Origin of the sequence: Siculibacillus lacustris, assembly GCF_004328075.1 — a bacterium.
Taxonomy (GTDB): Bacteria; Pseudomonadota; Alphaproteobacteria; order Rhizobiales; family Ancalomicrobiaceae; genus Siculibacillus; species Siculibacillus lacustris.
This window is the reverse complement of sequence record NZ_SJFN01000016.1, coordinates 64,438-91,402: the sequence shown is the minus strand read 5'-3', so window position 1 is coordinate 91,402 and position 26,965 is coordinate 64,438. Positions and strand designations below refer to the sequence as shown.

The window sequence follows — 26,965 nt, the reverse complement described above, 5'->3', positions numbered from 1 at the left end:
CGAATCGGCCGGAGTCATCCGCCTTCGCCGCCCCGCGAAGGGGGCATTCGTCGATTTGACGGGGTCGCGAGGCGTCGTCTATGGTCGCCCCCTTCGCCCGAGACGATCGGGGCGGAGCAGAACCGGTCGCAGAGCCGGACGCGGCGATCCCCGAGCCGATCACGGCTCGATCGCCTGGGAACGAGGACCGGGGACCGCCATGACCACGCCCGCCACGCGCCCGAAGGTGGCGCTGTTCGTCACCTGTCTCGTCGACCTGTTCCGACCGACCGTCGGCTTCGCCGCGGTGAAGCTGCTCGAGGACGCCGGCTGCGACGTCGAGGTGCCGGAGGCGCAGACCTGCTGCGGCCAGCCGGCCTACAACAACGGTGATCGCGCCGACGCCCGCGACCTCGCCAAGCAGGTGATCGCCACCTTCGAGGGCTACGACCACCTGGTGGCGCCGTCGGGCTCCTGCGCCGGCATGATCCGCCACCACTATCCGGATCTCTTCGAGCGCGACGACCCGTGGCGGGCCCGCGCCGAGGCGCTCGCCGCCAAGACCCACGAGCTGGTGTCGTTCCTCACCGACCAGCGCGGCGTGACCGCGACCGGCGCCGCCCACCACGGCACGGTGACCTATCACGACAGCTGCTCGGGGCTGCGCGAGCTCGGCATCCACGATCAGCCGCGGCGCCTGCTGGCGGCGATGGACGGGGTCGAGCTGATCGAGATGAAGGACCCCGACGTGTGCTGCGGTTTCGGCGGCACCTTCTCGGTCAAATATCCCGAGATCTCGGGGACGATCGTCGACAAGAAGGCGGTGGCGGTCGAGGCCAGCGGGGCGACGACCCTGCTCGCCGGCGACCTCGGCTGCCTGCTCAACATGGCCGGCCGGCTGACCCGGCGCGGCTCGAAGGTCGCGGTGCGCCACGTCGCCGAGGTGCTGGCCGAGATGGCCGACGGGCCGGCGATCGGCCGCGGCGCCGGCGAGCCGACGGAGGACGCGCGATGAAGATCACGTCCCCGTCCTTTTCGGACAACGCCCACGCGGCGCTCGGCGACGCCAACCTGCAGAAGGCCCTGCTCAACGTCGAGAAGGGCTTCATCGGCAAGCGCCTGAAGGCGGCGGCGGCGCTGCCGGAGTTCGAGGCGCTGCGCGACGAGGGGCGCGACCTCAAGAACCACGTGCTCGCCCATCTCGACCTCTACCTCGAGGCCTTCGAGCGCAAGGTGGTGGCCTCCGGCGGTCAGGTCCATTGGGCCGAGACCCCGGCCGACGCGCGGGCGATCATCGCCGACATCTGCCGGCGGCTCGGCGCCAAGACGGTGACCAAGGGCAAGAGCATGATCTCCGAGGAGATCGAGCTCAACGAGCATCTGGAAGCGATCGGCATGCGGCCGGTCGAGACCGATCTCGGCGAATACATCATCCAGCTGCGCGGCGAACATCCGAGCCACATCATCGCCCCGGCGGTGCATCTGACCAAGGAACAGGTGGCGGCCGACTTCCGCCGGGTCCACACCCATCTCGACCCGGCCCGCGATCTCGGCGAGGCGGTGACCATGCTCGGCGAGGCGCGCACCGTGCTGCGCGAGCAGTTCCTGGTCGCCGACGTCGGCATCACCGGCGCCAACTTCCTGGTGGCCGAGACCGGATCGACGGTGATCGTCACCAACGAAGGCAACGGCGACCTGACCCAGACCCTGCCGCGCGCCCACATCGTGCTGGCGACGCCGGAAAAGGTGGTGCCGACCCTCGAGGACGTCGACACGCTGATGCGGCTGCTGGCCCGCTCGGCGACCGGTCAGGAGATGTCGGTCTACACCACCTTCTCGACCGGGCCGCGGCGCACGGGAGATCCCGACGGGCCGGAGGAGTTCCACGTCGTCCTGCTCGACAACGGCCGCTCGGCGATGCTCGGCACCGAGTTCGAGGAGATGCTGCGCTGCATCCGCTGCGGCGCCTGCATCAACCATTGCCCGGTCTATCATGCGATCGGCGGCCACGCCTACGGCTGGGTCTATCCCGGGCCGATGGGCTCGGTGCTGACCCCGACCCTGGTCGGCGTCGACAAGGCCGGCCATCTGCCCAATGCCTCGACCTTCTGCGGCCGTTGCGAGGCGATCTGCCCGATGCGTATCCCGCTGCCGCGGATGATGCGGGCGTGGCGGACCCGCGAGTTCGATCGCGCCCTCAATCCGGCGACCCAACGCGCGGGACTCGCGGTCTGGGCGTTCTTCGCCAAACGGCCGCGGCTCTATCGCTGGGTCAATCGGATCGCCGCGACGGTGCTGACCCGGTTCGCGGGCAAACGCGGCCGCATCGCCAGACTGCCGCTGGCCGGCGGCTGGACCAGCGTTCGCGACATGCCGGCGCCGCAGGGCGGGACGTTCCAGGATCAATGGAAGGCGCGCCGCCGCGCCGCCGCCGCCACCGACAGCGAGACCCGCCGATGACCGCCCGCGACGCCATTCTCGCCAAGATCCGCCGCTCGCTGAAGGTCGGCGGCGCCGACGACGGCGATCGCCGCGCCGCGGTCGCCGAGCGGCTGCGGGTGCACGCCCCCGGCCTCGTGCCGGCGCGCGGGCACCTCCCCGCCCGGGCCCGCGTCGATCTGTTCGTGACCATGGCCGAAGCGGTGTCCTCGACGGTGACCCGGGTGGCTTCGGCCGACGCGGTTCCGGCGGCGATCGCCGATTATCTGCGGTCCCACAATCTGCCGCAGGCGATCCGCCGCGGCGCCGATCCGCGCCTCGCCGCCCTGCCCTTCGCGGACCAGCCACAGCTGACCGTCGAAGTCGGCGCCTCGCGCGGCGGTGACCCGGTGGGACTCAGCCATGCGCTCGCCGGCGTCGCCGAATCCGGCACGGTGGTGCTGACCTCGGGCGCCGACAATCCGACCACGCTGAACTTCCTGCCCGAGCACCATCTGGTGGTGGTGCGGGCCTCGGAGGTGGTCGCCGACTACGAGACGGTGTGGACGCAGGTGCGCGGAACGTGGGGCGAAGGCCAGATGCCGCGCAACGTCAATCTGATCACCGGCCCGTCGCGATCGGGCGACATCGAGCAGACCATTCTGCTCGGCGCCCACGGGCCGCGGTCGCTGCATCTGATCGTCGTCGACGATCTCGAGCCGACGGACTCGTGAGCGCCCATCAAGGGCGTTGATCGATCGGATCAGCAAGATTCGCTGGATCTCGCGACGCGCTTCGGCGCCATGGTCGCGGGGTCGGCCGCGCGTCGCGGCTCCCATCCCTCGATCGCGAGGCCAACCGATGTCCACTTCCGTGCCGCCCGCCGATCGCCCGATCGACGCCGCCCCGGCGCCGGCTCCGGCCGCGCCGCGCCGTGGCGAGGGCCGCTTCGGCCCGTTCGAGGTGGGGCTCTACGCGATCACCGTGTTCGCCTGGTCGACCAGTTGGATCGCCATGAAGGCGCAGATCGGCGTGGTCCAGCCGGAGGTGTCGCTGCTGTGGCGCTTCCTGATCGCCGCCGGGGCAATGTGGATCTGGGCGGGGATCAAGGGCAGCCGGCTGCGCTTCGGGCTCGGCGATCATCTGCGCTTCGCCGCCCTCGGGGCGCTGCTGTTCTCGACCAACTTCGATCTGTTCTACCATGGCGCGAGTCACCTGCCGTCCGGCCTGCTGTCGGTGGTGTTCTCGCTCGCCTCGGTGGTCAACCTGCTGATGGGGCGGGTGCTGTTCGGCCATGCGATCTCGGGGAAGGTGGCGCTCGGAGCGCTGATCGGCTTTCTCGGCGTGGCGGCGATGTTCCGGCCGCAGCTGATGCAGGCCGACTTCGCCGCCGACGGGGCGCTCGGCCTCGGCCTGTGCGTGCTCGGCACGATCTGCTTCTGCTCCGGCAACATGGTGTCGAGCCGCATCCAGTTGCGCGGCGTGTCGGTGGTGTCGGCGAGCGCCTGGGGCATGAGCTGGGGCTGCGTGTTCCTGGCGATCGCGACGGCGGTCGGCGGCCTGCCGGTGGCCTTCGACACCGGCGCGCCCTACGTGATCTCGCTGCTGTGGCTGTCGCTGGTGTCGTCGGTGGCGGCCTTCTGGGCCTATCTGACCCTGCTGGGGCGGATCGGCGCGGGGCGGGCCGGCTATGCCACGGTGATGTTCCCGGTGTTCGCGCTGGCGATCTCGACGGCGGTCGAGGGCTACGTCTGGACGGTCTCGGCGGCGATCGGTCTCGCCCTGGTGCTGGCCGGCAACCTGTTCGTGCTCCGGCGCTGACATTTCGAGGCGAATGGTCGGCAAAGCCTTCACGGAGTGTGAACGTCCTCGGCGTAGAACGGAATCCGGGAACGTTTTGGAGTAATTTCGATGCCCGTCTCTGCGCCGGCGCGGACGCCGGCTCGGCCCCTCAATCGGGCTCCGCCCCGGCGCGGAGGCCCGCCCCACGCGGCGGCACACGCGGCGGCGCACTCGGCCCCCCATGGGATGAGCCTGCGCGAGACGACCACGCTGGTGGCCGAAGGGGTGGGCATGGGCGCGGCGGTCCTGGCGCTGGTCGCGCTGGTCTGGTTCGTCGGCAATACCGGCCTGAAGTTCGATCCCAACGCCCGCTTCGGCGAAGCCTCGGCACCGCCGCCGGTCCCGACCCGCACCACGACGATCTACCGCGATCTGCACAACGGTCAGGTCATGGTCACCGAGATCGACGGCAACACGATGCGCGTCAAGGGAACCATGGCCAAGGAAGACCTGCCGATCGCCGGCAACATGTACCGCGAGCCGCGGCGCATGGGCATCGACCCGTCGTCCGACGCCAACGACCGGCTCAACGCCTTCAGCCAGACCTTCAAATAACCGCCGCGGTCACGCGCCGACCGGACGCCCGTTCGACAGGTTGTCGAGCGACGACACGATGTGGCCGGCGAGCGCCGCGACCACCTCGGTCGGCCGCCCGCGGCTGCGCAGCAGGCCGATCTCGACCGGCGGCAGGCGCGGCAGACCCTCGGCCTCGCCGAGCACCCGCATCCCCGGGCGCAGCGCCGATTCCGGCAGCACCGACACCGCCAGCCCGGCCAGCACCGCGGCGCCGACGGCGCTGGAGTTCCAACTGACGTAGAGCAGGCGATGGCGCCGGCCGACTGCCTCGAGGGCCTCGAGGGCGGCGCGACGCCAGTCGCAGGTCGGCCGCCCGAGGGCCACCGGCAGCGGATCGAGATCGGCGGCACAATGGCGTTGCGACGCCACCCACAGCAACGGCTCGCGGCGGATCACCTCGGCGGTGCCCCTGTCGCGGACATGGGTGATGATCGCCACGTCGAGCTCGCCGGCGACGATCGCCTCGGCCAACATCGGCGTCGGGGCGCAGACCACGGTCACCTCGGCACGCGGGTTGGAGGCGGCGAAGCGCGCCAGAATCTCCGGCAGGAAGCGATCGGCATAGTCGTCGGCGGTGCCGAGGCGGACGCGACCGGTGAGCTCGGCCTCGCCGAACAACGCCAGGGTCTCGTCGTTGAGCCGCAGCAGCCGACGGGCATGGGCGAGCAGCCGTTCGCCGTCCTCGCTGAGACGCGACTGGCGGCCGTCGCGGGTGAAGATCGGTTTGCCGATCCGCTCCTCCAGCCGACGCATCTGCATCGACACCGCCGACTGGGTCTTGTGCACGGTGTCGGCGGCGCGGGTGAAGCTGCCGCTCTCGGCGATCGCCACGAAGGTACGCAACTGGTCGAGGTCGAGGGTGGCCGGCATGGGGAGCCTCATCAAAATTCTTGAAGCCCGACATTAAAAACATTCGCTGGATCGATCAATCGTCCTCCGGCATGGTCGCGATGTCCACATCGGCACGTCGATCCGCCGCGGGAATCCTCGGGATTCCGGCGCCGGACCCGCCTTGTCCGAATTCCGACCGCCTCCGGCCCTCGCCAAAGGAGAGTCCCATGTCGTTCTCGCCGCGCCTCGCCCTCACCGCCCTCGTTCCGGCCGTCGCCGCCACGACGAAGCGCGTGATCGCCGCCGGTCAGGCGATGTGGCGGATCCGTCGCCACCGCCGCGAGGTCCATGAACTGCTGAATTACGACGCCCGGGCGCTGGCCGACATCGGCCTGACCCAGGGCGATCTGATGGCGGCACTGTCGTTGCCGGCGCTCAGCGATCCGTCGCGCCGGCTGGTGGTGCTGGCGGTCGAACGGCGCGCCGGACGGCGGGCGCAGATCCGCGAGCAGCTCGCCGCGCGGATCGCCGGGCCGGCCCCGGCCTCGCCGCTCCCCGGGCGTCTCGACGCGGTCTGCCGCTCGACGGCGGGCGGCTGAGCGACCGCCGCGGCGCGCGCTCAGAGGGCGCCGGACGGTCCGGTGCCGTCGGCGCTCGCCCGACGGGCCTCGGCCGCGGCGGCCTCCGCCCAGAAGCGGTCGAACATCACCTCGAAGGCCCGGGCCTGTTCGACCTGGGCCTCGCGCCCCGCCTCGAACAGGCGGCCGACGGTGTCGCCGGGCGGCGGCACCACGTCCTCGGGGCGCAGCGGTTCGTCGATCGGCGGGCCGCCGTTGTTGAAGCCGCGCATGAACTCGCCGAGGATCTCGCCGAAGGGATTGCTCGGGCCGAGCGGATTGGGCGTCTCCTTCAGGGTCTTGCCGACGAGCCGCGCGGTGTTCGGGCCGATCGTGTCGGTCAGGATCTCGTCGAGGGTCGGGGCCGCCCGCGGCTTGGGCTCGAAGGCCGCGCCGAGCGCTTCGGTCAGCGGATGGCTGCGCAGGCCGGCGGCGAAATTGGCCATCAGCGTCTCGCCGGCGATCGGCAGGACGATCTCCAGGGTGCGTTTGTCGACGCCCGAGAAGCCGGCGACCTGATCGATCACCAGGCCGGTCAGCTCGCGCGAGCCGAACAGGCGACCGAGCGCCTCGCCGCCCGGCATCGCCGCGGCGAAGTCCGGCTTGGGCTTCACGAAACCCATCATCTCGGCCAGCCCGCGCGGATCGGCGGCGCGGCGGCGCAATGCCGCGGCCAGCGCCGGGCGCAGCGCATCGACCGCCGAGGTCGCCTGATCCGGGGTCAGACCGAAGCGCGCGGCGGCCTCGCCGACCTTGGCGAGATCGACGAATCGACGCATCGTCTCGGCGGGTTCGAGCATGACGTTCTCCTCCTCGAGAAATTCGCGAAAAGATCATCCGCCGTCGCGGGTACGACGTCAAACGAACTCGGAAATCGCGTCGATCGTCGCATTCGGCTGAACGATCCCACGACGATTTCGCATTTGTCGCTGCTCCACCGCCCCGCTATGGTTCCGGCCCGAAACAGGAAGGGCGGCGAGATGGCGCGCGATACGACCGACGAGCGACCGATCGAGGGCCGCGATGACCTGATCGCGTGGATCGCCGCGGGCTCGAAGCCGGCGGCGGCGGGCCGGATCGGCACCGAACACGAGAAGTTCCCCTATTTCACCGCCGACCACGGCGCGGTTCCCTACGAGGGGCCGGCCGGCATCGGCGTGCTGATCGAGCGGCTCGGCGAGCGGCTCGGCTGGGAGGCGATTCGCGACGGCGAGGCGGTGATCGGTCTCGCCGATCCGCACGGCGGCGGCGGCGCCATCAGCCTGGAGCCCGGCGGCCAATTCGAACTGTCGGGGGCCCCGCTCGTCGACCTGCACGCCACCGCGGCGGAGCTCGCCGCCCATCTCGCCGACGTGGCAGCCGTCGCCGATCCGCTCGGCATCGCCTTCGCCGGGCTCGGCACCTCGCCGAAGTGGACGCTGGCCGAGACGCCGGCGATGCCCAAGTCGCGCTATCGGATCATGGCCGGCTACATGCCGAAGGTCGGCACGCGCGGCCGCGACATGATGTTCCGCACCTCGACCGTCCAGGTCAACCTCGACTTCGCCTCGGAAGCCGACATGGTGGCCAAGCTCAGGGTCGGGCTGGCGCTGCAGCCGATCGCCACGGCGCTGTTCGCCGCCTCGCCGTTCCTCGACGGGCGGCCGAGCGGCTATCTGTCGACGCGCTCGGCGATCTGGCTCGACACCGACCGCCACCGCACCGGCATGCTGCCGCAGGCCTTCGATGCCGGTTTCGGCTTCGGCGGCTATGTCGACTGGGCGCTCGACGTGCCGATGTATTTCGTCAAGCGCGGCGACACCTATCACGACGTCACCGGCACGACCTTCCGGGCCTTCCTGGACGGCGCGCTGGCCGAGCGCCTGCCCGGCGTGGTGCCGGAGATCGGCGATTGGACCAACCACGTCGGCACGCTGTTCCCGGAAGTGCGGCTGAAGCGCTACCTCGAGATGCGCGGCGCCGACTGCGGCCCGGCGAGCCACGTGGTGGCGCTGCCGGCGCTGTGGGTCGGGCTGCTCTACGACCCCGGCGCCCTCGAGGCGGCCGGCCGGTTGATCGCCGACTGGACGACGGCGGAGCAGCAGGCCTTGCGCGACGCGGTGCCGCGTTCGGCACTGGCGACGCCGTTCCGGTCCGGCACGGTACGCGACGTCGCCCGCGAGCTGCTGGCGATCGCCCGGAGCGGGCTCGCGGCGCGGGCGATCGTCGATTCCACGAGCGGCCGCGACGAGACGGTGCATCTCGACGTGCTCGACGAGATCGTCGCCTCGGGCCAGACGCTGGCCGACCGGCTGCTCGCCGATTTCCACGGTCCCTGGGCCGGCGCCATCGACCGCGTACTCGACGCGACGCGGTACTGACTCCCTCACCAGTCGCCGAGCACCGCCTGGACCACCGCCAGGGCGGCGACGGCGGCGGTGTCGGCGCGCAGGATGCGGGGGCCGAGGGGGATCGCGGTGACGAAGGGCGCGGCGTGCAGGCGCGCCCGTTCCTCGGCCGCGAATCCGCCCTCCGGGCCGATCAGCACGGCGAGCGGCCCGCGCGGCAGGCCGGCGAGAAGGCCGAGCGGATTGGTGGTGTCGGCGTGTTCGTCGCAGAACAGCAGGCGCCGGTCGGGCTCGCGGGTCGGCCAGGCGTCGAGCAGGGTCGCGAGGTCGACCGGTTCGGCGACCTCGGGCAGTGCCACCAGACCGCATTGTTCGGCGGCTTCGACGACGTTGGCGCGCATGCGCTCGAGATTGAGCCGGGTGACCTGGGTGTGGCGGGTCAGCACCGGGCGCAGGCGCGCCGCGCCCATCTCCACCGCCTTCTGCACCATGTAGTCGAGGCGGGCGTGTTTCAGCGGCGCGAACAGCCAGTCGAGATCGCCGAGGGGGGCCTGCGGGCGGGTCTGTTCGAGGAGCGTCAGGCGGCAGTCGCGGCGGCCGATCGGATGGATCTCGGCCAGCCACTCGCCATTGCGGCCGTCGAACACCAGGACGCGGTCGCCTTCGCCGAGGCGCAGCACGGTCAGGAGATAGGCGGCCTGTTCGCGCTCGAGCGCCGGCTCGGCGCCCGTCGTGAGCTCGGCGGCGAGGAACAGACGCTGGAGGCGGTGATCGGAACGGGGGGGCATGGGCGGCGTCACGGTTCGAGGGCGATCCGAGCCTTATACCCGCCGCGCGGGCGTCCGGCGCTGCCGAATTTCGGGCCGCGGACGCCCGCGTGCCTCAGCGCGGCTTGGCCAATGCTGCGGCACGCAGGGCGGTGAGCGTCGTGGTCGGGGTGATCGCTTCCGGCGACACCTTCAGATGGACCAGCGCCGGCCGGTCGGCGGCGAGCGCCGCGGTCAGCGCCGGGACGATCTCGTCGGCGGTCGACACCGTCAGGCCGAGGGCGCCATGGGCGCGGGCGAGTGCGGCGAAGTCCGGGTTGGCGAGCGTCGTGGCGTGGACCCGAGCCGGGAACTCCCGCTCCTGGTGCATCCGGATGGTGCCGTAGATGCCGTTGTCGACGACCAGCACCACGATCCGGGCGTCGGCCTGGACCGCCGTAGCCAGCTCCTGGGAGGTCATCTGGAAACAGCCGTCGCCGGCGAAACAGATCACCGGCCGGTCGGGGTGGGCGAGCTTGGCGGCGATCGCCGCCGGCAGGCCGTAGCCCATCGAGCCGGAGGTCGGCGCCACCTGCGTGGCGAAGCGGCGGAACCGCCAGAAGCGGTGGATCCAGGTGGCATAGTTGCCGGCGCCGTTGGTCAGGATCGCGTCCTCGGGCAGGCAGGCCCGTAGCGCAGCGATCACCGCGCCCATCTGCACCGCCCCCGGAGTCGCCGGCAGGTCCTCGCTCCAGGCGAGATAGTCGGCATGCGCCGCCGCCGTCCAGTCGGCCCAACGAATCCCGGCCGGCGGCGGCTGCAGCGCTTCCGCCGCCGCCGCGAAGGCCGCGGGCGTGGCGTGGATCGCCAGGTCCGGGCGATAGACCCGGCCGAGTTCCTCGGCGCTCGGGTGGACGTGCACCAGGCTCTGCTTCGGCACCGGAATGTCGAGGAGCGTATAGCCCTGGCTCGGCACCTCGGCGAGCCGGCCGCCGATCAGCAGGATCAGGTCGGCCCGGTCGATGCGCGCCCTCAGCGCCGGATTGAGCCCGATGCCGACGTCGCCGGCATAGTGCGGATCGAGGTGATCGAACAGCATCTGGCGGCGGAAGGAACAGGCGACCGGCAGGTCGAAGGCTTCGGCGAAGCGCGCGAAGCGGCGCACCGCCGTCTCGCTCCAGCGGCTGCCGCCGAGGATCACCAGCGGCCGCTCGGCCGCCCACAGGCGCTTCTGCAGATCCCACATCTGATGCAGGCCCGGATGGGTCTCGGTGGCGACCGCCGGCCGCACGTCGCGCGCCGTCGCCGCCTCGCCGAGCACGTCTTCCGGCAGCACCACGACCACCGGCCCCGGTCGGCCGGCGGTCGCCACCGAGAAGGCGCGGCCGACCATCTCGACCATCCGCTCGGGATCGTCGATCACCGCCACCCACTTGGCGACCGAGCCGAACACCCGGCCGTAGTCCATCTCCTGGAAGGCGCCGCGTTCGCGAAAGCCACGATCGATCTGGCCGACGAACAGGATCATCGGGGTGCCGTCGTGCTCGGCGACGTGCAGGCCGGCGAAGGCATTGGTGGCACCCGGCGCGCGGGTCACCATGGCGATGCCCGGCCGGCCGGTGAGCTTGGCGGTGGCCTCGGCCATGATCGCCGCGCCGGATTCGTGGCGGGCCACCACGGTGGCGATGGGGCTGTCGGCGAGGGCGTCGATCACCGCGAGATAGCTCTCGCCGGGCACCAGGAACACCCGTTCGACGCCGTTCACCTCCAGCGTCTCGACGAGCAGGCGGGCCACGGTGGTGGGGTGGGTCGGGGTGGACATACGGGATCTCCCTGAGTCGGTGCCCCGTCGTCTTCTCACGCGCCGGCCCGCGCGGAAAGAGAGTCCCTCGTCGAAGATCACAGGGATGTTCGCGTCCGCCCGGTCGATCTCACGGCGGCAGGACGGTGACCACCTGGAAGGTGAACAGATCGCCGTCCTCGTCCTTGATCGACACGTATTCGCCGACCACGAAGGGATGGGCGCCGAAGCGGTAGCCGGCCTCGGCATCGTCGTTGCCGCTGATGTCGTAGCGGAACGCCCAGGACCCGCCGGGGCGATGCACCAGATGGCCGATGTCCTGGACCTCCGCTCCCCAGAACCGCCGCACCCGACACTTGTCGCGCAGGCGCCGCCAGGCCTCGGCGTCGATGCGCCCGTCCTCGGCGAGCGGCGCCAGGAATTCGTAGCCGTGGCGGGCCGAGCCCATCGGGAATTCCTTGGTTCTGGCCAGATTGAGTCTGATCTTCTTCAATCCCGAATTGGGCATCGACGGAGCCTCCCTCGCGCGACGTCGCTCATCTATCGACCGGCGGCGCGTGAACGACATTGACCTCCGTCAACGCGATCCTGCGCGAACCATGCGAGGATGATTCACGTGGGGGATTCCGCCGACGGATCGAGGATGCGACGGCATGTCCGAACCAGACCGCCCCGCCACCCGGCAGGTTCCCGCGATCGGCTCGCCCGCCGATGCCGCCGCCGATCCCCTCTGGGCCGAAGTCGCCGCCTTCCTCGGACGCGCCGAGACCCATGGGCTCGCCGCGCCGCCGACCCGCATCGACACCCATGCCGCGGCGGTGTTTCTCGCCGGGCCGCTCGCCTACAAGATCAAGCGGCCGGTGCGCTTCCCCTATCTCGACTTCTCGACCCCGGCCCGCCGCGCCGCCGCCTGCCGCCGCGAGATCGCCGTCGATCGGCCGATCGCCCCGGAGATCTATCGCCGGGTGGTGGCGATCACCCGCGCCGCCGACGGTGGTCTGGCGATCGGCGGGGCCGGCGAAGCGGTCGAATGGGCGGTCGAGATGAACCGCTTCGACGAGGCCGCGACCCTCGACCGGCGCCTCGCCGCCGGTCCGCTCGACACCGCGCTGGTCGACCAGCTGGCGGTCGTGGTCGCCGACGCCGAGGCGCGCGCACCGGTCGGCGACTGGCGCCGCTGGCGCGCCGATCTGGCGGTATGGGTCGGGCAGAACGCCGACGCCTTCGCCGCCCGGCCCGACCTGTTCGCCCCCGACGCCGTCGCCACGCTGACGCGGGCGACCCTCGCCCGCCTCGACGACCTCGCCGAACTGCTCGACGAACGCGGCCGGCTCGGCTTCGTCCGCCTCGGCCACGGCGACCTCCACGCCGCCAACGTGGCGATCGTCGACGAGCGGCCGCTGCTGTTCGACGCCATCGAATTCGACGACCGCATCGCCACCGGCGACGTGCTCTACGACGCCGGCTTCCTGGTGATGGATCTGATCCGCCGCGGCGATCGCGCCGCCGCCCGGCGCTTCCTCGATCGCCTGCTGATCGAGACGGCGCGGCGCGAGGCGCGGCCGCCGCGCGGCCGGCCGGTCGCCGCCGCCCTGCTCGCCGAGATGGACGGGCTCGCCGCTCTGCCGACCTTCCTGTCGATCCGCGCGGCGCTGCGCGCCAAGATCGCCGTCGCCACCGCCGCGTCGCTGGTCGGCGAGGCCCGCGCCGCCGGCGAGGCCGCGGCCCGTCGCCTGTTCGCGGCGGCCGAGAGCCATCTCGACCCGTGCCCGTCGATGTTGGTGGCGATCGGCGGCCTGTCGGGCTCCGGCAAGTCGACCCTCGCCCGGGCGCTCGCCGACGATCTCGGGCCGGCGCCGGGCGCGGTGGTGCTGCGCTCCGACGAGATCCGCAAGCTCCTCGCCGGGGTCGAGGATCGCACCGCCCTCGATCCGGCCGGCTATACCGCCACCGCCTCCGACCGGGTCTACGACGTGCTGACCGCCGCCGCCGGCCGGGCGCTCGCCGCCGGGCGCTCGGTGATCGTCGACGCGGTGCACCTGCGCCCGCGTGAACGCGACCATCTCGCGGTGCTGGCCCGCGGTGCCGAGGTGCCGTTCCTCGGCCTGTGGCTCGACGTCGATCCGCCGATCGCCGCCGACCGGGTCGGGCTGCGCAGCGGCGACGCCTCCGACGCCTCGCCGGCGGTGGTCGCCTGGCAGGCCGCGGTCGATCCCGGCCGGCTCGACTGGCAGCGCCTCGATGCCAACGGCGACGCCACGGCACTGGTCGCGGCGGCCCGCCGACGCCTCGCCGCGGTGGTGCCGTCGCGCAGCGACTCCGCGCCGCCCCGGCCCTGACCTCGCCGTCGTCCCGCGACCGACGCCGCGGGCCTCGCCTCAGACCCCCATCGCCGGATCGAGATCGGCGATCATCAAGGTCACCACGGCGATCGATTCGTCGTCCGGCGACGACTTGACCTTGAAGCCCAGCGCCTCGCACATCTGGATCATCACCCGGTTCTCGCGCAGGATCTCGCCTTTGACCGCGGTGATGCCGTCGGCCTTGGCCCATTCGATCATCAGGCGCATCAGCTTCCAGCCGAGCCCCTGGCCCTTGAGGTTGGAGCGCAGCAGGATGGCGTATTCGCCGGTGACGTGATCGGGATCGGCGTGCAGCCGCACCGCGCCGAGCAACTTGCCACTCTCCTTCTCGATCGCCGCGAAGGCGATCGCCCGCTCGTAGTCGAGCTGGGTCAGCTTGGCCAGGAAGGCGTGGTTGAAGTCCTTGATCGGCGCGAAGAACCGCAGGCGCAGATCCTCCGGCGTGACCTCGGTGAAGAAGTCGGCGTAGAGCGCCTCGTCCTCCGGGCGGATCGGCCGCATCAACACCTCGCGCCCGTCCTTGAGGCGGGTCTCGCGTTCCCACTCCTTGGGATAGGGGCGGATGGCCAGACGCGGGTGACCGATCTTGCCGATCCGGCCGGTCACCGGCGCCAGCCGGACGCGGGCGTCGAGGGTGATCACCCCCTGATGGTCGGCGACGATCGGGTTGAGGTCGAGCTCGCGGATCTCGGGGATGTCGGCGGCGAGCTGGCTGAGCTTGCACAGGGTCAGGGCGATCGCATATTCGTCGGCCGGCGGCCGATTGCGATAGCCGGCCAAGAGCTTGGCGACGCGGGTCTGGGCGATCATGGCATGGGCGAGGTTCATGTCGAGCGGCACCAGATCGAGCGCCCGGTCGGCGATCACCTCGACCGCGGTGCCGCCGCGCCCGAACACCACGGTCGGCCCGAACACGAAGTCGTCGGCGATGCCGGCGAGCAGTTCGATGCCGAAACGGCGGTCGATCATCGGCATGACGATCACCCCGTCGACAGTCTTGTCGGGGAAGCGGGCGCCGATCCGGTCGATCAACTCGCGGGTGGTCGCCGCCACCGCCGCCTCGTCGGCAAGTCCCAGGCGCACGCCGTCGACGTCCGACTTGAAGGCGATGTCGCGCGAGGCGATCTTGACCGCCACGCGGTGGCCTTCGGCGAAGTGGACCCGCGCCACCGCCACCGCCTCCTCGGGCGTCGCCGCGAAGGTGGTCGGCACCACCGGGATGTCGTAGCTCTGCAAGAGCGCCCGCACGTCGACCGGGCCGAGCCATTCGCGGCCTTCCGCGATCGCCGCGCGGACGATCGCCCGCGCCGCTTCCGGGTCGGGCACGAATTCCGCCGGCAGGGGCTCCGGCATGGTCATCAGCCGTTCCTGGGCCGCGACGTAGCGCACCAGATGGCCGAAGGAACGCACCGCTTCCTCGGGCGTCGGATGGCACGGCACCCCGGCGACGTGGAGGATGTGATCGACCTCGTCGGAGAGATCGAGAAACGAGGTCAGGATCGGCTTCTTGCGGCCGAGCCGCTTGGCCTGATCCTGGGCGATCGCCGCCACCGAACGGGCGATCGCCGCGGTGTCGGCGAAGGCCGAGGGCGAATGCAGGACGATCACCGTCTCGACGCCGGGATCGGCGAGCATCGCCTTGATCGCCGTCTCGAAGGCTTCCGCCGGCGCGTCGTCGGGCAGGGTCATCGGATTGGCCGCCTCGCGACCGCTGCGGGCCACCGTCGACAGCGCCGCGACCGTCGACTCGGCGATCTCGACCAGGATGCCGCCGGCGGTCTGGAGGTGGTCGGCGGCGATGGTCGCCAGACTCCGGCCGTTGGCCACCACCGCCACCCGCCGGCACGGCGTCGGCTTGACCCGGGTGATGGTCTCGGCGGCGTCGAAGAGTTCGTCGATGCTCTCGACGCGGACCAGGCCGGCTCGCCGGAAGGCCGCGTCATAGACCCGGTCGGACGCCGCGAGCCGGCTCGAATGGGTGGCGCCGATCATCTGCTTGTCGCGGGAGAAGCCGGAGCGCAGCACGATCACCGGCTTGGTCCGCGCCGCGGCGCGGGCCGCCGACAGGAACTTCGACGGCGACCAGATCTGTTCGAGATGCACCAGGATCGCCCGCGTCCGATAATCCGCGGTGAAATGGTCGAGCAGGTCGCCGACGTCGACGTCGACCTTCTGGCCGAGCGACACCACCGCCGAGAAGCCGACGGCATGGCGTTCCGCCCAGGCCAGCGTCGAGTTGATCACCGCCGCCGAGCGCGACAGGAGCACCAGATCGCCCTTCTTGGCCGGTCGATAGCCGAGGCTGAGGTCGAGCCCGGCGTGCGGCGCCATCACCCCGAGGCTGCCCGGGCCGACCATCCGCAGGTCGTATTGGCGGGCAATCTGCATCGCCCGGCGGGCGATGGCGAAAGGCCATTCGTCATAGCCGCGCGACAGGAACAGCACCGCCTTGGTGCCGCGCTTGCCCAGCGTCTCGACCACGTCGACGGCGGTGCGTCCGCCCGACATCACCACCGCGAGGTCGGCGGCGCCCTCGAAGGCGTCGAGCGAGGCGACCACCCCCTGGGTCCAGCCCTCGGGCGGCGTGATGCCGGCCAGCGTCACCCGTCCCTTGAAGTCGGAGCGGGCGAAATTGGCGAAGAAGGCGCTGCGCGCCGCCTCCCCCAGGGTATCGGGTCCGACCACGACGATCGAGCGCGGTTGAAACAGGCCGTCGAGATTGCGAGTCGACATGAGCGCTCCACTTCCTCCCGTCGGCGCGACGCGCCCTGTGGCGGGTCGCCGGCCGACCCCGATCCCGGCCTCGCGGCCGGCTCGGTCGTTCCCCCCCCGAAAGCCGCGCGACCCGGCCTCCCGCCGGTCCCGCCGCTCCCTCCTCGCGCCCGCCGTCGCGGACACACGAACGACGCCGCCCCATCGATCATCGGGACCGAGGGGACGCCGTCGGACGTCGTCTGGCCGGTGCGGGCGCGCGCCCGCCGCCGGAATCGGATCAGTGCGCCATCAGGACCGGCAAGGTCATGGAGGCGAGAATGCCGCGGGTGGCGCCGCCGAGCAGGAATTCCCGGACCCGCGAATGACCGTAGCCGCCCATCACCAGAAGATCGAAGGAGCGATCGGCGGCGTGGTCGAGCAGGGCGTCGGCGACCGGGATGTCCGGCGCCTCGATCGGCGTCACCTCGACGTCGAGGTCGTGGCGGGCGAGCCAGGTCGCGAGTTCGGCGCCCGGCTGACCGGAGGCGGAACCGGCACGGCCGACCAGGACGATCGCGATCTTCTCGGCGCCGACGAGCAGCGGCAGCGCCGCATGGACCGCCCGCGACGCGGCGCGCCCGCCGTCCCAGGCGATCATCACCCGGCGGAAACCGCCGCCGCCGCGGTTGATGTAGGGCACCAGCAACAGCGGCGCGGTGCCTTCGAACAGCGCCGCCTCGATCATCATGTCGCGCATCGGCTCGGAGCGGTCGGGGTCGTCCTGACCGATCACCACCAGATCGGTGGTGCGGCAGGCCGCGACGAAGCCCTCCGGGGCGCCGCCCATCAGGATCTCGGCGGTGCGGGTCTCCGCCGACACGCCGCTCTGGCGGGCCGCCTCGGCGAAGCGGGTCACCGCCGACTGCGCCGCCTCGACCGCCTGGGTGCGGGCGCGTTCGATCACCTCGACCGGCAAGGGCGCGACCACGAAGCCCGGCACGATCGGATCGACCGCCAGGGCGACGCCGGTGGCGTGGGCCCCGAGGCGGGCGGCGAGGTCGAGGGCCAGCGACGGACCCGGCCCGATTCCCGGCACCGTCGCTTCGGCGCCGGCCTTCGGCTTGCCACGACGCACGTCGTCGGTGGCGTGGCCGTTGTCGAGCAGCACCAACATGTCCTTGATCGCCATGGCGGGCCCTCCTCCAGAGGTGGTCCTGCCCCGCGCGTCGGGATGGTCCCGCGCGTCGGGAGGACGTGGTCGAGACTGTCGCCGATCCGCGCGCGAGGTGCCTTGATCGACCGCAATCGTCACATCGTGCCCGGATACTTCCCCCCGTCGACCAGAATGTTCTGGCCGATCAGAAAGGCCGCCTGGACCGAGCACAGGAAGGCGCAGATCTCGCCGAATTCCTGCGGATCGCCGAGCCGGCCGGCGGGGATCTGGCGAACTGCCGCCGCGCGCGCCGCCTCGAGCGAGATCCCGGTCCGCTCGGCCTCGGCCTTCAGGGTCGCTTCGATTCGGTCGGTGGCGAAGGTGCCGGGCAGGAGGTTGTTGATCACCACGCCCTTGGGCGCCATCTCGCGGGCGAGCCCGGCGGTGAAACCGGTCAGGCCGGCGCGGGCGCCGTTCGACAGGCCGAGCACCGGGATCGGCGCCTTGACCGCGGCGGAGGTGATGTTGACCACCCGCCCGAAGCCGCGCGCCGCCATGCCGTCGACGTAGGCCCGCATCAGCATGATCGGCGTCACCATGTTGGCCTCGATCGCCCGGGCCCAAGCCTCTTCGTCCCAGTCGCGGAAATTGCCGGGGGGCGGGCCGCCGGCGTTGTTGACCAGGATGTCGGTCTCCGGCCGGGCCGCCAGGATCGCCGCGCGGCCTTCCTTGGTGGTGACGTCGCCGGCCAGCGTGGTCACCGTCGCGCCGGTCGCCCGGCGGATCTCGTCCGCCGTCGCCTCCAGGCGTTCGGCGCCGCGGGCAGTGATCAGCACGTCGCAGCCAGCCGCCGCCAGTGCCATCGCCGAGGCCCGTCCGAGCCCCTTGGAGGCCGCACACACGACGGCGCGCCGTCCCGCGATTCCGAGATCCATGGTCGTCTCCCCGAGTGTCGCGTCGCCATGAGGCGACGCCTCTAGAGCGGTTTCCGATCTGATTGCATCAGTTCGAAAACCACTCTGGTCTTCTGTCGGAGCAAGTTCTCGTCGATCAGGCTGTTTCAGCCTGATCGGAACATGCTCTAGAACAGCGATCCCTGGCTCGCGCCGGGGGGGCGCCGGCGTTGCGGCCGCGGTGCGTGGCGGGCCTCGCCCGTCGCCGCGTCGCCCGAGCCCTCTGGGCCGGCACCGGCGGTCACCGCCAGGCGGCCGTCGGCGAATTCGAGGGTGAGGCCGGCGCCGACCGCGACGCCCGCCGCCGCGCGTACCGGCCGATCCTCGGCGTCGCGCACCAGCGCGAAGCCGCGCGCCAGCACGCTGCGATAGGACAGCACCGCGAGCAGCTTGCCCGCCCCGTCGAGCCGATCGCGGCGGCGTCCGAGGGCGACCTCGACGGCGCGCGCGGCGCGTTCGCCGAGCCGAGTCAGGCGTTCGCCGCCGGTGGCGATGGCGCGGGCGAGCGTGGTCGGCGACAGCCGGCCGGAGACCCGGGCGAAGCGCGTCGCATGGACCCGCGTCGCGGTCTCGAGCGCATGGGCGAGCCGGCCCGAGGCGAGGTCGAAGCGCTGCTGCGCCGTGGCGATCAGGTTGCGGCCGGCGGGCAGCGCACGAGCCGCCGAGCGCAGCTCGCCGCGCCGGCTCTCGAGGCCACGCCGGGCGGCGCCCGACAACCGTACCCCGAAGGTCGCGACCTGATCGAGCAACTCGCTGCGCACCGGCAGGGCCATCTCCGCCGCGCCGGTCGGGGTCGGAGCGCGCAGGTCGGCGACATGGTCGAGCAGGGTCCAGTCGGTCTCGTGGCCGATCGCCGAGATCAGCGGGATCCGGCAGGCCGCCGCGGCCCGCACGACGATCTCCTCGTTGAAGCTCCACAGGTCCTCGAGGCTGCCGCCGCCGCGCGCCACGATCACCACGTCGGGCCGCGGGACGGCGCCGCTGCCGTCCTCGGGCAGGGCATCGAAGCCGGCGATCGCCGCCGCCACTTCCGCCGCAGACGTATCGCCCTGGACGCGCACCGGCCAGACGATCACCCGCACGGGAAACCGATCGGCGATGCGGTGCAGAATGTCGCGGATCACCGCGCCGGTCGGCGAGGTGACCACCCCGACCACCTTGGGCAGGCGCGGCAGCGGCCGCTTGCGCGCGACATCGAACAGGCCTTCGGCGGCCAGCGCCTTGCGCCGCGCCTCGAGCAGGGCCATCAGCGCCCCGACCCCGGCGGGTTCCAGCGCCTCGATGACGATCTGGTACTTGGACGATCCGGGGAAGGTGGTGAGCCGCCCGGTGGCGATCACCTCCATGCCCTCTTCCGGCTTGAAGCGCAGCTTGCCGAACGACCCGCGCCAGACCACCGCGTCGATCCGCGCGCCGTCGTCCTTCAGCGAGAAATAGGCGTGGCCCGAGGAATGCGGCCCGCGATAGCCGGAGATCTCGCCGCGCAGCCGGACGTGGCCGAACCCGTCCTCGATCGATCGCTTGACCGCCTGGGCGAGCTCCGAGACGGAGAATTCGACGACGTTGGGAGTGGCGGAATCGCTCAAGGGGGATCCTCGGATGGTCGGCGGGCGAAGGTGGAGCGCCGCCCCCTCCGCGTCAAGCGCGGCGGGGACCCGACACGCGGGCGGCCCCGAGCACCGCCCGTGCGCGGAGCCCCTCCCCGCGTCACCCCAACAGGTCGGCGAGCGCCAGGGCGACCACCTTGGTCGCGCCGCGCAGATCGGCGAGCGGCAGGCGTTCGTCGGCGCGGTGGGCGTTGGCCTCGGTGATGGTGCGCGGGCCGGCGCCGTAGAGGACGATCGGCACTCCGGCGGCGGCGTAGTGGCGGGCGTCGGTGTAGAGCGGCACGCCGACGGTGGCGACCGCCACGCCGAAGATCTCGCCGGCCCGGGCCGACAGGGCGCGCGCCAAGCGCTCCGAGCCCGGCAGCGGGGTCAGGGGGCGAGCGAGCAGGATGCGGTTGATCGTCACCCGGGCGTCGGGATGGGCGGCGGCCGCGGCGGCGATCAGTTCGCGCAATTCGCTCTCCACCGCCGCCGGGGTCTCCTCGGGGATCATCCGGCGATCGAGACGCAGCGTCACGCGATCGGGCACGACGTTGGTGTTGATGCCGCCCTCGATCAGGCCGACGGTCAGCTGCGGCGAGCCGATGCCCGGGGTCGCCGAGACGCGGCCGGCGAGCGAGCCGCGGAAGGCATAGAGGGCGGTGAGCACGCCGGTCGCCGCCTCCAGCGCGTCGACGCCGGTATAGGGAATGGCGGCGTGGGCGGAGCGGCCCTCGACGACGATCTCCAGATGCAGACAACCGTTGTGGGCGTCGACCACCGCATAGGAGAAGCCGGCGGCGATCGCCAGATCGGGGGCCGAGATCTTCTCGTCGAGGAGCCACTTCGGGCCGATCTCGCCACCGGCTTCCTCGTCCCAGGTGCCGTGCAGTTCGATCGTGCCGTTGAGCGCGACGCCGGAACGTTCCAGCGCCAGCAGGGCGAAGGCGTAAGTGGCGAAGTCGGACTTCGACACCGCGGCGCCGCGCCCGTACATCCAGCCGTCGCGGATCTCCGCGCCGTAGGGGTCGGCGGTCCAGCCGTCGCCGGGCGGCACCACGTCGCCATGGGCGTTGAGGGCGATCACCGGGCCGCCGGTGCCGAAGCGGCGGCGGACCACCAGGTTGGTCGCCGAGATCATGCCGGCGGCGGCGACCGCGGCGGTGGGCACGGGATGGCGCTCGACGGTGAAGCCGAGACCTTCGAGCAGGCCGGCGGTGACCTCGGCGTGGTGCGCGCAGTCGCCCGGCGGGTTGTCGGACGGGGTCCGGACGAGTTCGGCGAGGAACGCCACTTCGGCTTCGAAGGCCTCGTCGACGAGGGCGGGGATGCGCTGCAGTGCGGGGTCGGCCATGGAAAGTCGGTCCTCGGGGGCGATCGCCGGAATCGGCAGGGGCGACCATAGCGTCTCGCCGCGCTTGCCGCGACCCTTTCGCAAGTCGCTTCGGACGCGAAAAGGGAGGCCTCGCGGCCTCCCCCTTCGGATCTCGCAGGTCCGCGATGCGGTCAGGCGGCGCGCACCGTCGCCAGGAAGCGCGACAACTCGTCCTTGAGGGTCTCCGACTGCTGCGACAGGTCGCGCGCCGAGGCGAGCACTTCGGTCGCGGCTTCGGAACTCTCGGAGGCCGCGCGGGTGACGCCGCCGATGTTGGCGGAGACCTGCGACGTGCCCTCGCTGGCCTGAGAGACGTTGCGGGCGATCTCACGGGTGGCGGTGCCCTGCTGGTCGACGGCCGAGGCGATCGCCGCGACGATGCGGTCGAGGTCGCCGATCACGTCGGTGATGCCGCCGATCGCCGCAGCCGACTGCTCGGTCGAGGACTGGATGCCGCCGATCTGCTGGGCGATGTCGGAGGTGGCCTTGGCGGTCTGGTCGGCGAGCTGCTTGACCTCGGCGGCGACCACCGCGAAGCCGCGGCCGGCCTCGCCGGCGCGGGCCGCCTCGATGGTGGCGTTGAGCGCCAGGAGGTTGGTCTGGGAGGCGATGTTGTCGATCAGCTCGACGACCTTGCCGATCTTCTGGGCGGCCCCGGCGAGGTCACGGACGCGGGCGGCGGTGACCTCGGTGTCGTGGGTCGCCCGCCCGGTGACCCGGGCGCTCTCGTCGACCTGACGCTTGATCTCGCCGATCGAGGCGGACAGTTCTTCCGCCGACGCGGCCACCGTCTCGACGTTGGCGGAGGCTTCTTCGGAGGCAGTGGCGACGGCGACCGACTGGGCGGAGGCCTGTTCGGCGGCCGCCGACATGCTCTGGGCGGCGCGCTCGAGGCGCACCGAGGCTTCGGCGACGTTGCCGACCACGCCGCCCATGGCGGTCTCGAAGGCGTCGGCGAGGCGGCGCAGTTCGGCCTTGCGTTCGATCTCGGCCGCCGCGTCGCGGGTCTCACGCTCGGCGCGCAGGCGCTCGGCCTCGATCAGGTTGTTCTTGAACACCTCGACGGTACCGGCCATCTGGCCGATCTCGTCGCGGCGGCGGGCGCCGGGGACGACGACGTCGCGTTCGCCGGCGGCGAGGCGGGCCATCGCGGCGCTCATCGCCACCACCGGGCGGGAGATGCCGCGACCGAGGAAGACGGCGAGCAGCAGGCCGACGGCGAGGCCACCGGCGGCGAGGGCGCCGACCAGGGTGCGGGCCTGACCGACCAGACCGATCAGCGCGGTCTCGAGCGAGCTCGCCTGGAGCTCGGCGGTCTCGGAGATCTCCTTGGCGACCGCGGCGATGTTGTCGGCCTCGCGGGTCATCGATCCGGCGACGAGGTCTTCGGTGCGCTGATTGCCCTGGGTGATCTTGTGGAAGGCGTCGGCATAGAGCTCGATCGACTCGGTGAGCTCCGCGGCGATCGCCTTGATGCCGTCGTTGTCGGCGGTGCTGTCGAGCATGGAGATCGCGGTGCGGGCGATGTCGAGATGGGTGTCGGCTTCGGCGGTCAGCCCCGGATCGGTGGCGAGGAGAAGCTTGGCGACGCGCATCCGCGCATGGAAGATGTTGGCGAGACCGCGCCAGCCGAGATCGCGCAAGGGGGTCGAATCGGTCCACTTGGCGAAGGTCAGAACCTTGTCGAAGTTCTCGGACAGCTTGGCCCCCTGCGGATCGACGACCTCGGTGACCAGTTTCGTTTTGAATTTCTTGAGGCCGCGGACCTCGGTGAAGTTCTCGGCATAGATGCCGAAGCTCTTGGCGATGCGCTCGACCAGTTCGTGGTTCTTGGCGTCGGCCATCTCGAACTGAGCGCGACGCAACTGCGCGAGGAACTTCTCGCCGACCGCTCCGGCGGCGCGATCGGCGTCCTTGACGTCGGCCAGGAGATACTCGCGGACCAGGGCGCGATAATTGCGGAAGCCGACGTCGAGGTCCTTGGCGAGGACCGATTCGGCGTTGTGCTGCTGGTAGGTGGCGACGCTGCTGTCGACCTCGATGAAGGCCAGGAAGCCGATGCCCGAGACGATCGCCAGGATCGTCAGGACGCCGGCGAAGCCGAGCGAAATCTTCATCCCGATCGAGCGGAGCCAGGAAACCGACGTCGAACTCGTCGCAGAGACCGTTTTCGCGGGAGCGGACTTGGAGCGCATGCCTGATTTCCTCTCGAGATCCTCGCTGCCGGGTCACACGCGCATCCGGCGCGCGAGGTCGAAGCGTCGAGTTCCATCTCGTCAGGAAAGCCCCAGACTCTTAATAAAGCCTCAATAGATGGTCGGTCGACTTGTGAAATTACAGTTTCCCTGATCAATTCCAGCAATGGCATCGAGAATCTCGAGGGATGGCCGACCCAACTTGAAGTAATTATATCGTATAATTTTCGCATCTTCACGGCAAATCCGTGATCGTCCCCTCGCGACACCGCGAAAATGCGCAGCCCTCGGCGAGTCGAGTCGTGGAAGGATCGAATCGAAGTGCGAGTCGACTCGAGTCGAAACGCTTCGGATCCCTTCATGTTGCGCCGCGTCATTGGTGCATAAACGGCCGTCGACAGCCTCGGCGCGCGGTTCAGACCGCGCGGCCGGCGATCCAGGTCTTGGCGATCGCCCGTTCGTCGCCGAGGATCGCCAGCGCGAACAGGCGATCCTCCAGGGTTTCCGACAGATCGTCGCGGGCGGCGAGCACCGCGGTGGCGCGCGGGTCGACGAGCACCAGATCGGCGACGCGACCGGGCTCGAGGGCGCCGATCTCGCCGTCGCGGGCGAGCGCGCGGGCACCCGCCAGGGTGGCGAGATAGAAGGCGCGGGTGGCGGTGAGGCCGCCGCCGGCGAGCCGGGCCACCTCGATCGCCCGACCCATGGTGGCGAGCATCGACCACGAGGTGCCGCCGCCGACGTCGGTGGCCAGCGCCACGCGGATCGGGTGCTCGCCGCCGGCGAAGCGGGCGAGGTCGAACAGGCCGGAGCCGAGGAAGGTGTTGGAGGTCGGGCAATGGACCGCCACCGAGCCGCTCTCGGCGAGGCGGCGGCGTTCGGCGAGGTCGAGATGGATGGCATGGCCGAACAGGCTGCGCGGCCCGAGCAGGCCGAAGCGGTCGTAGACGTCGGTGTAGCTCTTGGCCCAGGGAAACAGCGCCCGCACCGTCTCGATCTCGCGCCGGCTCTCCGACAGGTGGGTCTGCATCAGGCAGCCGGGATGGGCGGCCAGCAACTCCCCGGCCATGCGCAGCTGGGTCTCGGTCGAGGTCACCGCGAAGCGCGGGGTGACGGCATAGACCAGCCGCCCGCGGCCGTGCCAGCGCTCGATCAGCGCGGCGCTCTCGGCGATGCCGCGGTGGGGATCGTCGCGGACGCTGTCGGGGCAGCCGCGGTCCATCAGGGTCTTGCCGGTGGCGATCGCCATGCCGCGGCGTTCGGCGGCGGCGAACAGGGCTTCGGCGGCGACCGCATGGGACGAGGAATAGACCGCCGCGGCGGTGGTGCCGTTGGCGAGCAGGCGGTCGAAGAAGATTTCCGCGGCGGCGGCGGCATGGGCGGCGTCGGCGTAGCGCGCCTCCTCGCGGAAGGTGAAGCGCTCCAGCCATTCGAGCAGATCGCGGCCGGGGGCGGCCTGCATCCGCCACTGGGGGAAATGGAGATGGGCGTCGACGAAGCCCGGCATCAGCAGAGACGTGCCGTAATCGAGGCGTTCGGCGGCGGCGAAGGCGGGCGGCAGATCGGCGGCCTCGCCGGCCCAGCGGATGCGGCCGTCGTCGCCGACCACCACGGCGCCCTTCTCGCGGTAGACCACCGCCGTCTCGCCGGCGGTCTCGGGATCGTCGCGGAAACTCAGGGTGCGGGCGAGATGGACGGTGGTCATGGGGCGGGACGGGCCTCCCTCTCGGCGAGATCGACGATGCAGCGGATCAGCGCCTCGACGGCGAGGCCGATGTCGCGGGGCGACGACCATTCGCGCGGATTGTGGCTGATGCCGTCGCGCGAGCGGACGAACAGCATGGCGGTCGGCATGGTGCGGGCCATGGCCATGGCGTCGTGGCCGGCGCCGGAGGTCAGCCGCCGGGTGTCGAGCCCGAGCGAGCCGACGGCGCGGGCGAAGGCCTCCTGGAGGTCGGCGTCCATCGGGCAGGTCGGGACGTCGACGAAGCGCTCCAGGGTGAAGTCGAGACCGCGGCGCTCGGCGATGCGGCGGGCCTCGTGGCCGATGCGGTCGATCGCCACGAGGCGCGGCGCATCGGAGCCGGCGCGGACGTCGAGGGTCGCCTCGACGCGGCCGGGCACGGTGTTGCCGGCGCCGGGCGACACCGCCACCCGGCCGACCGTGGCGACCAGCCCGCCGGTGCCCTGACGGCCGATCCGCTCGACCGCCAGCACGATCTCGGCGAGGCCGGCGAGGGCGTCGCGGCGCAGGTCCATCGGCACGGTGCCGGCGTGGCCGGCGGTGCCGACCAGGGTGAAGCCGAAGCGCGACTGGCCGGCGATCGAGGTGACCACGCCGAGCGGCAGGTCCCAGTGCTCGAGGCGCGGGCCCTGCTCGATGTGGACCTCGAGCCAGCCGACCACCCCGGTGGGATCGATACGCGCGGCGGGGATCGCCTCGGGGTCGCGGCCGAAACGGCGCAGGGCCTCGTCGAGGGTGACGCCGTCGCGGTCGGCGGCGGCGAGCCATTCGCGGCGAAAGGTACCGGTGGCGGCCGAGGACGACGACAGAGCGGTGGGGAAGCGCACCCCCTCCTCGTCGCCGAAGGCCAGGATCTCCAGCGCGAAGGGCAGTTTCAACCCGCGCCGGTCGATCTCTTCCGCGGCGATCAGGCCGGCGACCACCCCGAGGCAGCCGTCGAGGCTTCCGGCGTCGATCACCGTGTCGATGTGGCTGCCGATCAGCAGGGTGCGGGCGTGGTCGGGGTCGAAGTCGGCGGGGCGGCGGCCGCGCAGGGTGGCGACCGCGTCGAGGGTCACGGCGAGGTCGCGCTCGCGCATCCAGTCGCCGACCAGATCGAGGGCGCGGGCATGGGCGGTCGACAGATAGGTGCGGGTGACGCGGCCGGGCTCGTCGGTCACCAGCGCGAGCGCATCGAGCAGGGCGACGGCGCGCGAACCGAGGGAGAGGGCGAGGGACTCGATGGTCGGGGCGAGATCGGTCACGGGGAGACGCGGTCCTCCAGGCGGAAACGAACGATGCGAGTGATCTGGTCGAGGGCTTCGGCGAATTCGACGGCGGGGGTGTTGGCGAGGCGGCGTTCGAAGGCCGCGAGGATGGTCTCCTTGGTCGCGCCCTTGACCGCCAGGATGAAGGGAAACGCGAACTTGTCGAGATAGCGGCCGTTCAAGTCTTCGAAACGGGCGAATTCCGCGTCGGTCAGGGCCGACAGGCCGGCGCCGGACTGTTCGCGCCGCGACTCCGGCGCCATGTCGCCGGCCCGCGCCGCCCGCCCGGCGAGATCGGGGTGGGCGCGGATCAGCGCGAGGCGATCTTCGGCCGGGGCGGCGCGGAGGGCGTCGACGAAGGCCGCGATCATCGCCTCGCGCGAGGCATAGGGCCGTGCCGCGGCCGCCGCCCGGGCGACCCAGGGCGAATGTTCGGCGACGTCGCCGAACCGCAGGACGAAGGCTTCCGCCGACAGCGCGTTGACTTCGTCGATCGTCGGACCCACGCGTCCCCTCCC

Annotated in this window: 22 protein-coding genes; 8 read left to right on the top strand and 14 right to left on the bottom strand. The window is 71.6% G+C overall.

Annotation, left to right across the window (positions count from 1 at the left end):
• Window positions 1-199: 199 nt before the first annotated feature.
• From EYW49_RS12175 to EYW49_RS12155, 5 genes are all read left to right on the top strand, one after another.
• Window positions 200-994 (top strand): (Fe-S)-binding protein, encoded by a 795-nt coding sequence (locus EYW49_RS12175; RefSeq protein WP_131309848.1) that lies wholly within the window; start codon window positions 200-202, stop codon window positions 992-994.
• Entirely contained in the window at window positions 991-2,439 is a 1,449-nt protein-coding gene (locus tag EYW49_RS12170) for a LutB/LldF family L-lactate oxidation iron-sulfur protein (protein ID WP_131309847.1), read from the top strand. The genes EYW49_RS12175 and EYW49_RS12170 overlap by 4 nt, the downstream gene beginning before the upstream one ends.
• Window positions 2,436-3,131, top strand: a complete 696-nt coding sequence (locus tag EYW49_RS12165) for a LutC/YkgG family protein (protein ID WP_131309846.1) — start codon at window positions 2,436-2,438, stop codon at window positions 3,129-3,131. Before EYW49_RS12170 ends, EYW49_RS12165 begins: the two co-directional genes overlap by 4 nt.
• 127 nt (window positions 3,132-3,258) lie before the next feature.
• Window positions 3,259-4,218: a DMT family transporter gene (locus EYW49_RS12160; RefSeq protein WP_131309845.1), complete on the top strand. Its 960-nt coding sequence runs from the start codon at window positions 3,259-3,261 to the stop codon at window positions 4,216-4,218.
• Between the two features lie 207 nt (window positions 4,219-4,425).
• On the top strand, window positions 4,426-4,794 hold the full coding sequence (locus tag EYW49_RS12155) for a hypothetical protein (RefSeq protein ID WP_131309844.1): 369 nt from the start codon (window positions 4,426-4,428) through the stop codon (window positions 4,792-4,794).
• A gap of 9 nt (window positions 4,795-4,803) precedes the next feature.
• On the opposite strand, the gene EYW49_RS12150 is transcribed toward EYW49_RS12155, so the two are convergent.
• Entirely contained in the window at window positions 4,804-5,685 is an 882-nt protein-coding gene (locus EYW49_RS12150) for a LysR substrate-binding domain-containing protein (protein ID WP_131309874.1), read from the bottom strand.
• 188 nt (window positions 5,686-5,873) lie between these two features.
• Between EYW49_RS12150 and EYW49_RS12145 the strand changes: the two genes are divergently transcribed.
• Window positions 5,874-6,245 carry a DUF1127 domain-containing protein gene (locus EYW49_RS12145; RefSeq protein WP_165498223.1) on the top strand — a complete coding sequence of 124 codons (372 nt, stop codon included), beginning with the start codon at window positions 5,874-5,876 and terminating at the stop codon, window positions 6,243-6,245.
• Window positions 6,246-6,265: 20 nt separating this feature from the next.
• Here EYW49_RS12145 and EYW49_RS12140 read toward each other — a convergent pair whose 3' ends face one another.
• Window positions 6,266-7,063 carry a DUF937 domain-containing protein gene (locus EYW49_RS12140; RefSeq protein ID WP_131309842.1) on the bottom strand — a complete coding sequence of 266 codons (798 nt, stop codon included), beginning with the start codon at window positions 7,061-7,063 and terminating at the stop codon, window positions 6,266-6,268.
• Between the two features lie 180 nt (window positions 7,064-7,243).
• Between EYW49_RS12140 and EYW49_RS12135 the strand changes: the two genes are divergently transcribed.
• A complete protein-coding gene (locus EYW49_RS12135; RefSeq protein WP_131309841.1) occupies window positions 7,244-8,623 on the top strand; it encodes a glutamate--cysteine ligase in 1,380 nt (459 codons plus the stop codon).
• Between the two features lie 5 nt (window positions 8,624-8,628).
• On the opposite strand, the gene EYW49_RS12130 is transcribed toward EYW49_RS12135, so the two are convergent.
• The 3 genes from EYW49_RS12130 to EYW49_RS12120 all read right to left on the bottom strand — a co-directional run bounded on the left by EYW49_RS12130 (window position 8,629) and on the right by EYW49_RS12120 (window position 11,645).
• Window positions 8,629-9,378, bottom strand: coding sequence for a 16S rRNA (uracil(1498)-N(3))-methyltransferase (locus EYW49_RS12130; protein ID WP_131309840.1), 750 nt, complete (start codon window positions 9,376-9,378; stop codon window positions 8,629-8,631).
• A 94-nt stretch (window positions 9,379-9,472) separates the two neighbouring features.
• The gene (locus EYW49_RS12125; RefSeq protein ID WP_131309839.1) at window positions 9,473-11,158 is read right to left on the bottom strand and encodes a thiamine pyrophosphate-binding protein; all 1,686 of its coding nucleotides are present in this window, start codon (window positions 11,156-11,158) and stop codon (window positions 9,473-9,475) included.
• A gap of 109 nt (window positions 11,159-11,267) precedes the next feature.
• A complete protein-coding gene (locus tag EYW49_RS12120) occupies window positions 11,268-11,645 on the bottom strand; it encodes a hypothetical protein (RefSeq protein WP_131309838.1) in 378 nt (125 codons plus the stop codon).
• Between the two features lie 145 nt (window positions 11,646-11,790).
• Here EYW49_RS12120 and EYW49_RS12115 point away from each other — a divergent pair, with 145 nt between their 5' ends.
• Window positions 11,791-13,476 carry a bifunctional aminoglycoside phosphotransferase/ATP-binding protein gene (locus EYW49_RS12115; RefSeq protein WP_131309837.1) on the top strand — a complete coding sequence of 562 codons (1,686 nt, stop codon included), beginning with the start codon at window positions 11,791-11,793 and terminating at the stop codon, window positions 13,474-13,476.
• Between the two features lie 39 nt (window positions 13,477-13,515).
• On the opposite strand, the gene EYW49_RS12110 is transcribed toward EYW49_RS12115, so the two are convergent.
• From EYW49_RS12110 to uraD, 9 genes are all read right to left on the bottom strand, one after another.
• Window positions 13,516-16,233 (bottom strand): bifunctional acetate--CoA ligase family protein/GNAT family N-acetyltransferase, encoded by a 2,718-nt coding sequence (locus tag EYW49_RS12110; protein ID WP_131309836.1) that lies wholly within the window; start codon window positions 16,231-16,233, stop codon window positions 13,516-13,518.
• 259 nt (window positions 16,234-16,492) lie between these two features.
• Window positions 16,493-17,383, bottom strand: coding sequence for a universal stress protein (locus EYW49_RS12105; protein WP_131309835.1), 891 nt, complete (start codon window positions 17,381-17,383; stop codon window positions 16,493-16,495).
• Window positions 17,384-17,502: 119 nt separating this feature from the next.
• Entirely contained in the window at window positions 17,503-18,282 is a 780-nt protein-coding gene (locus tag EYW49_RS12100) for an SDR family oxidoreductase (protein ID WP_131309834.1), read from the bottom strand.
• 146 nt (window positions 18,283-18,428) lie between these two features.
• Window positions 18,429-19,886: an exodeoxyribonuclease VII large subunit gene (xseA, locus tag EYW49_RS12095; RefSeq protein WP_131309833.1), complete on the bottom strand. Its 1,458-nt coding sequence runs from the start codon at window positions 19,884-19,886 to the stop codon at window positions 18,429-18,431.
• 121 nt (window positions 19,887-20,007) lie between these two features.
• On the bottom strand, window positions 20,008-21,240 hold the full coding sequence (locus tag EYW49_RS12090) for a M20/M25/M40 family metallo-hydrolase (protein ID WP_131309832.1): 1,233 nt from the start codon (window positions 21,238-21,240) through the stop codon (window positions 20,008-20,010).
• A 152-nt stretch (window positions 21,241-21,392) separates the two neighbouring features.
• Window positions 21,393-23,378 carry a methyl-accepting chemotaxis protein gene (locus EYW49_RS12085; protein WP_131309831.1) on the bottom strand — a complete coding sequence of 662 codons (1,986 nt, stop codon included), beginning with the start codon at window positions 23,376-23,378 and terminating at the stop codon, window positions 21,393-21,395.
• Window positions 23,379-23,871: 493 nt separating this feature from the next.
• A complete protein-coding gene (guaD, locus tag EYW49_RS12080; RefSeq protein ID WP_131309830.1) occupies window positions 23,872-25,161 on the bottom strand; it encodes a guanine deaminase in 1,290 nt (429 codons plus the stop codon).
• Window positions 25,158-26,444 (bottom strand): allantoate amidohydrolase, encoded by a 1,287-nt coding sequence (locus tag EYW49_RS12075; protein WP_228259594.1) that lies wholly within the window; start codon window positions 26,442-26,444, stop codon window positions 25,158-25,160. Before EYW49_RS12075 ends, guaD begins: the two co-directional genes overlap by 4 nt.
• Entirely contained in the window at window positions 26,441-26,953 is a 513-nt protein-coding gene (gene uraD, locus EYW49_RS12070) for a 2-oxo-4-hydroxy-4-carboxy-5-ureidoimidazoline decarboxylase (RefSeq protein ID WP_131309829.1), read from the bottom strand. The genes EYW49_RS12075 and uraD overlap by 4 nt, the downstream gene beginning before the upstream one ends.
• Window positions 26,954-26,965 lie beyond the last annotated feature (12 nt).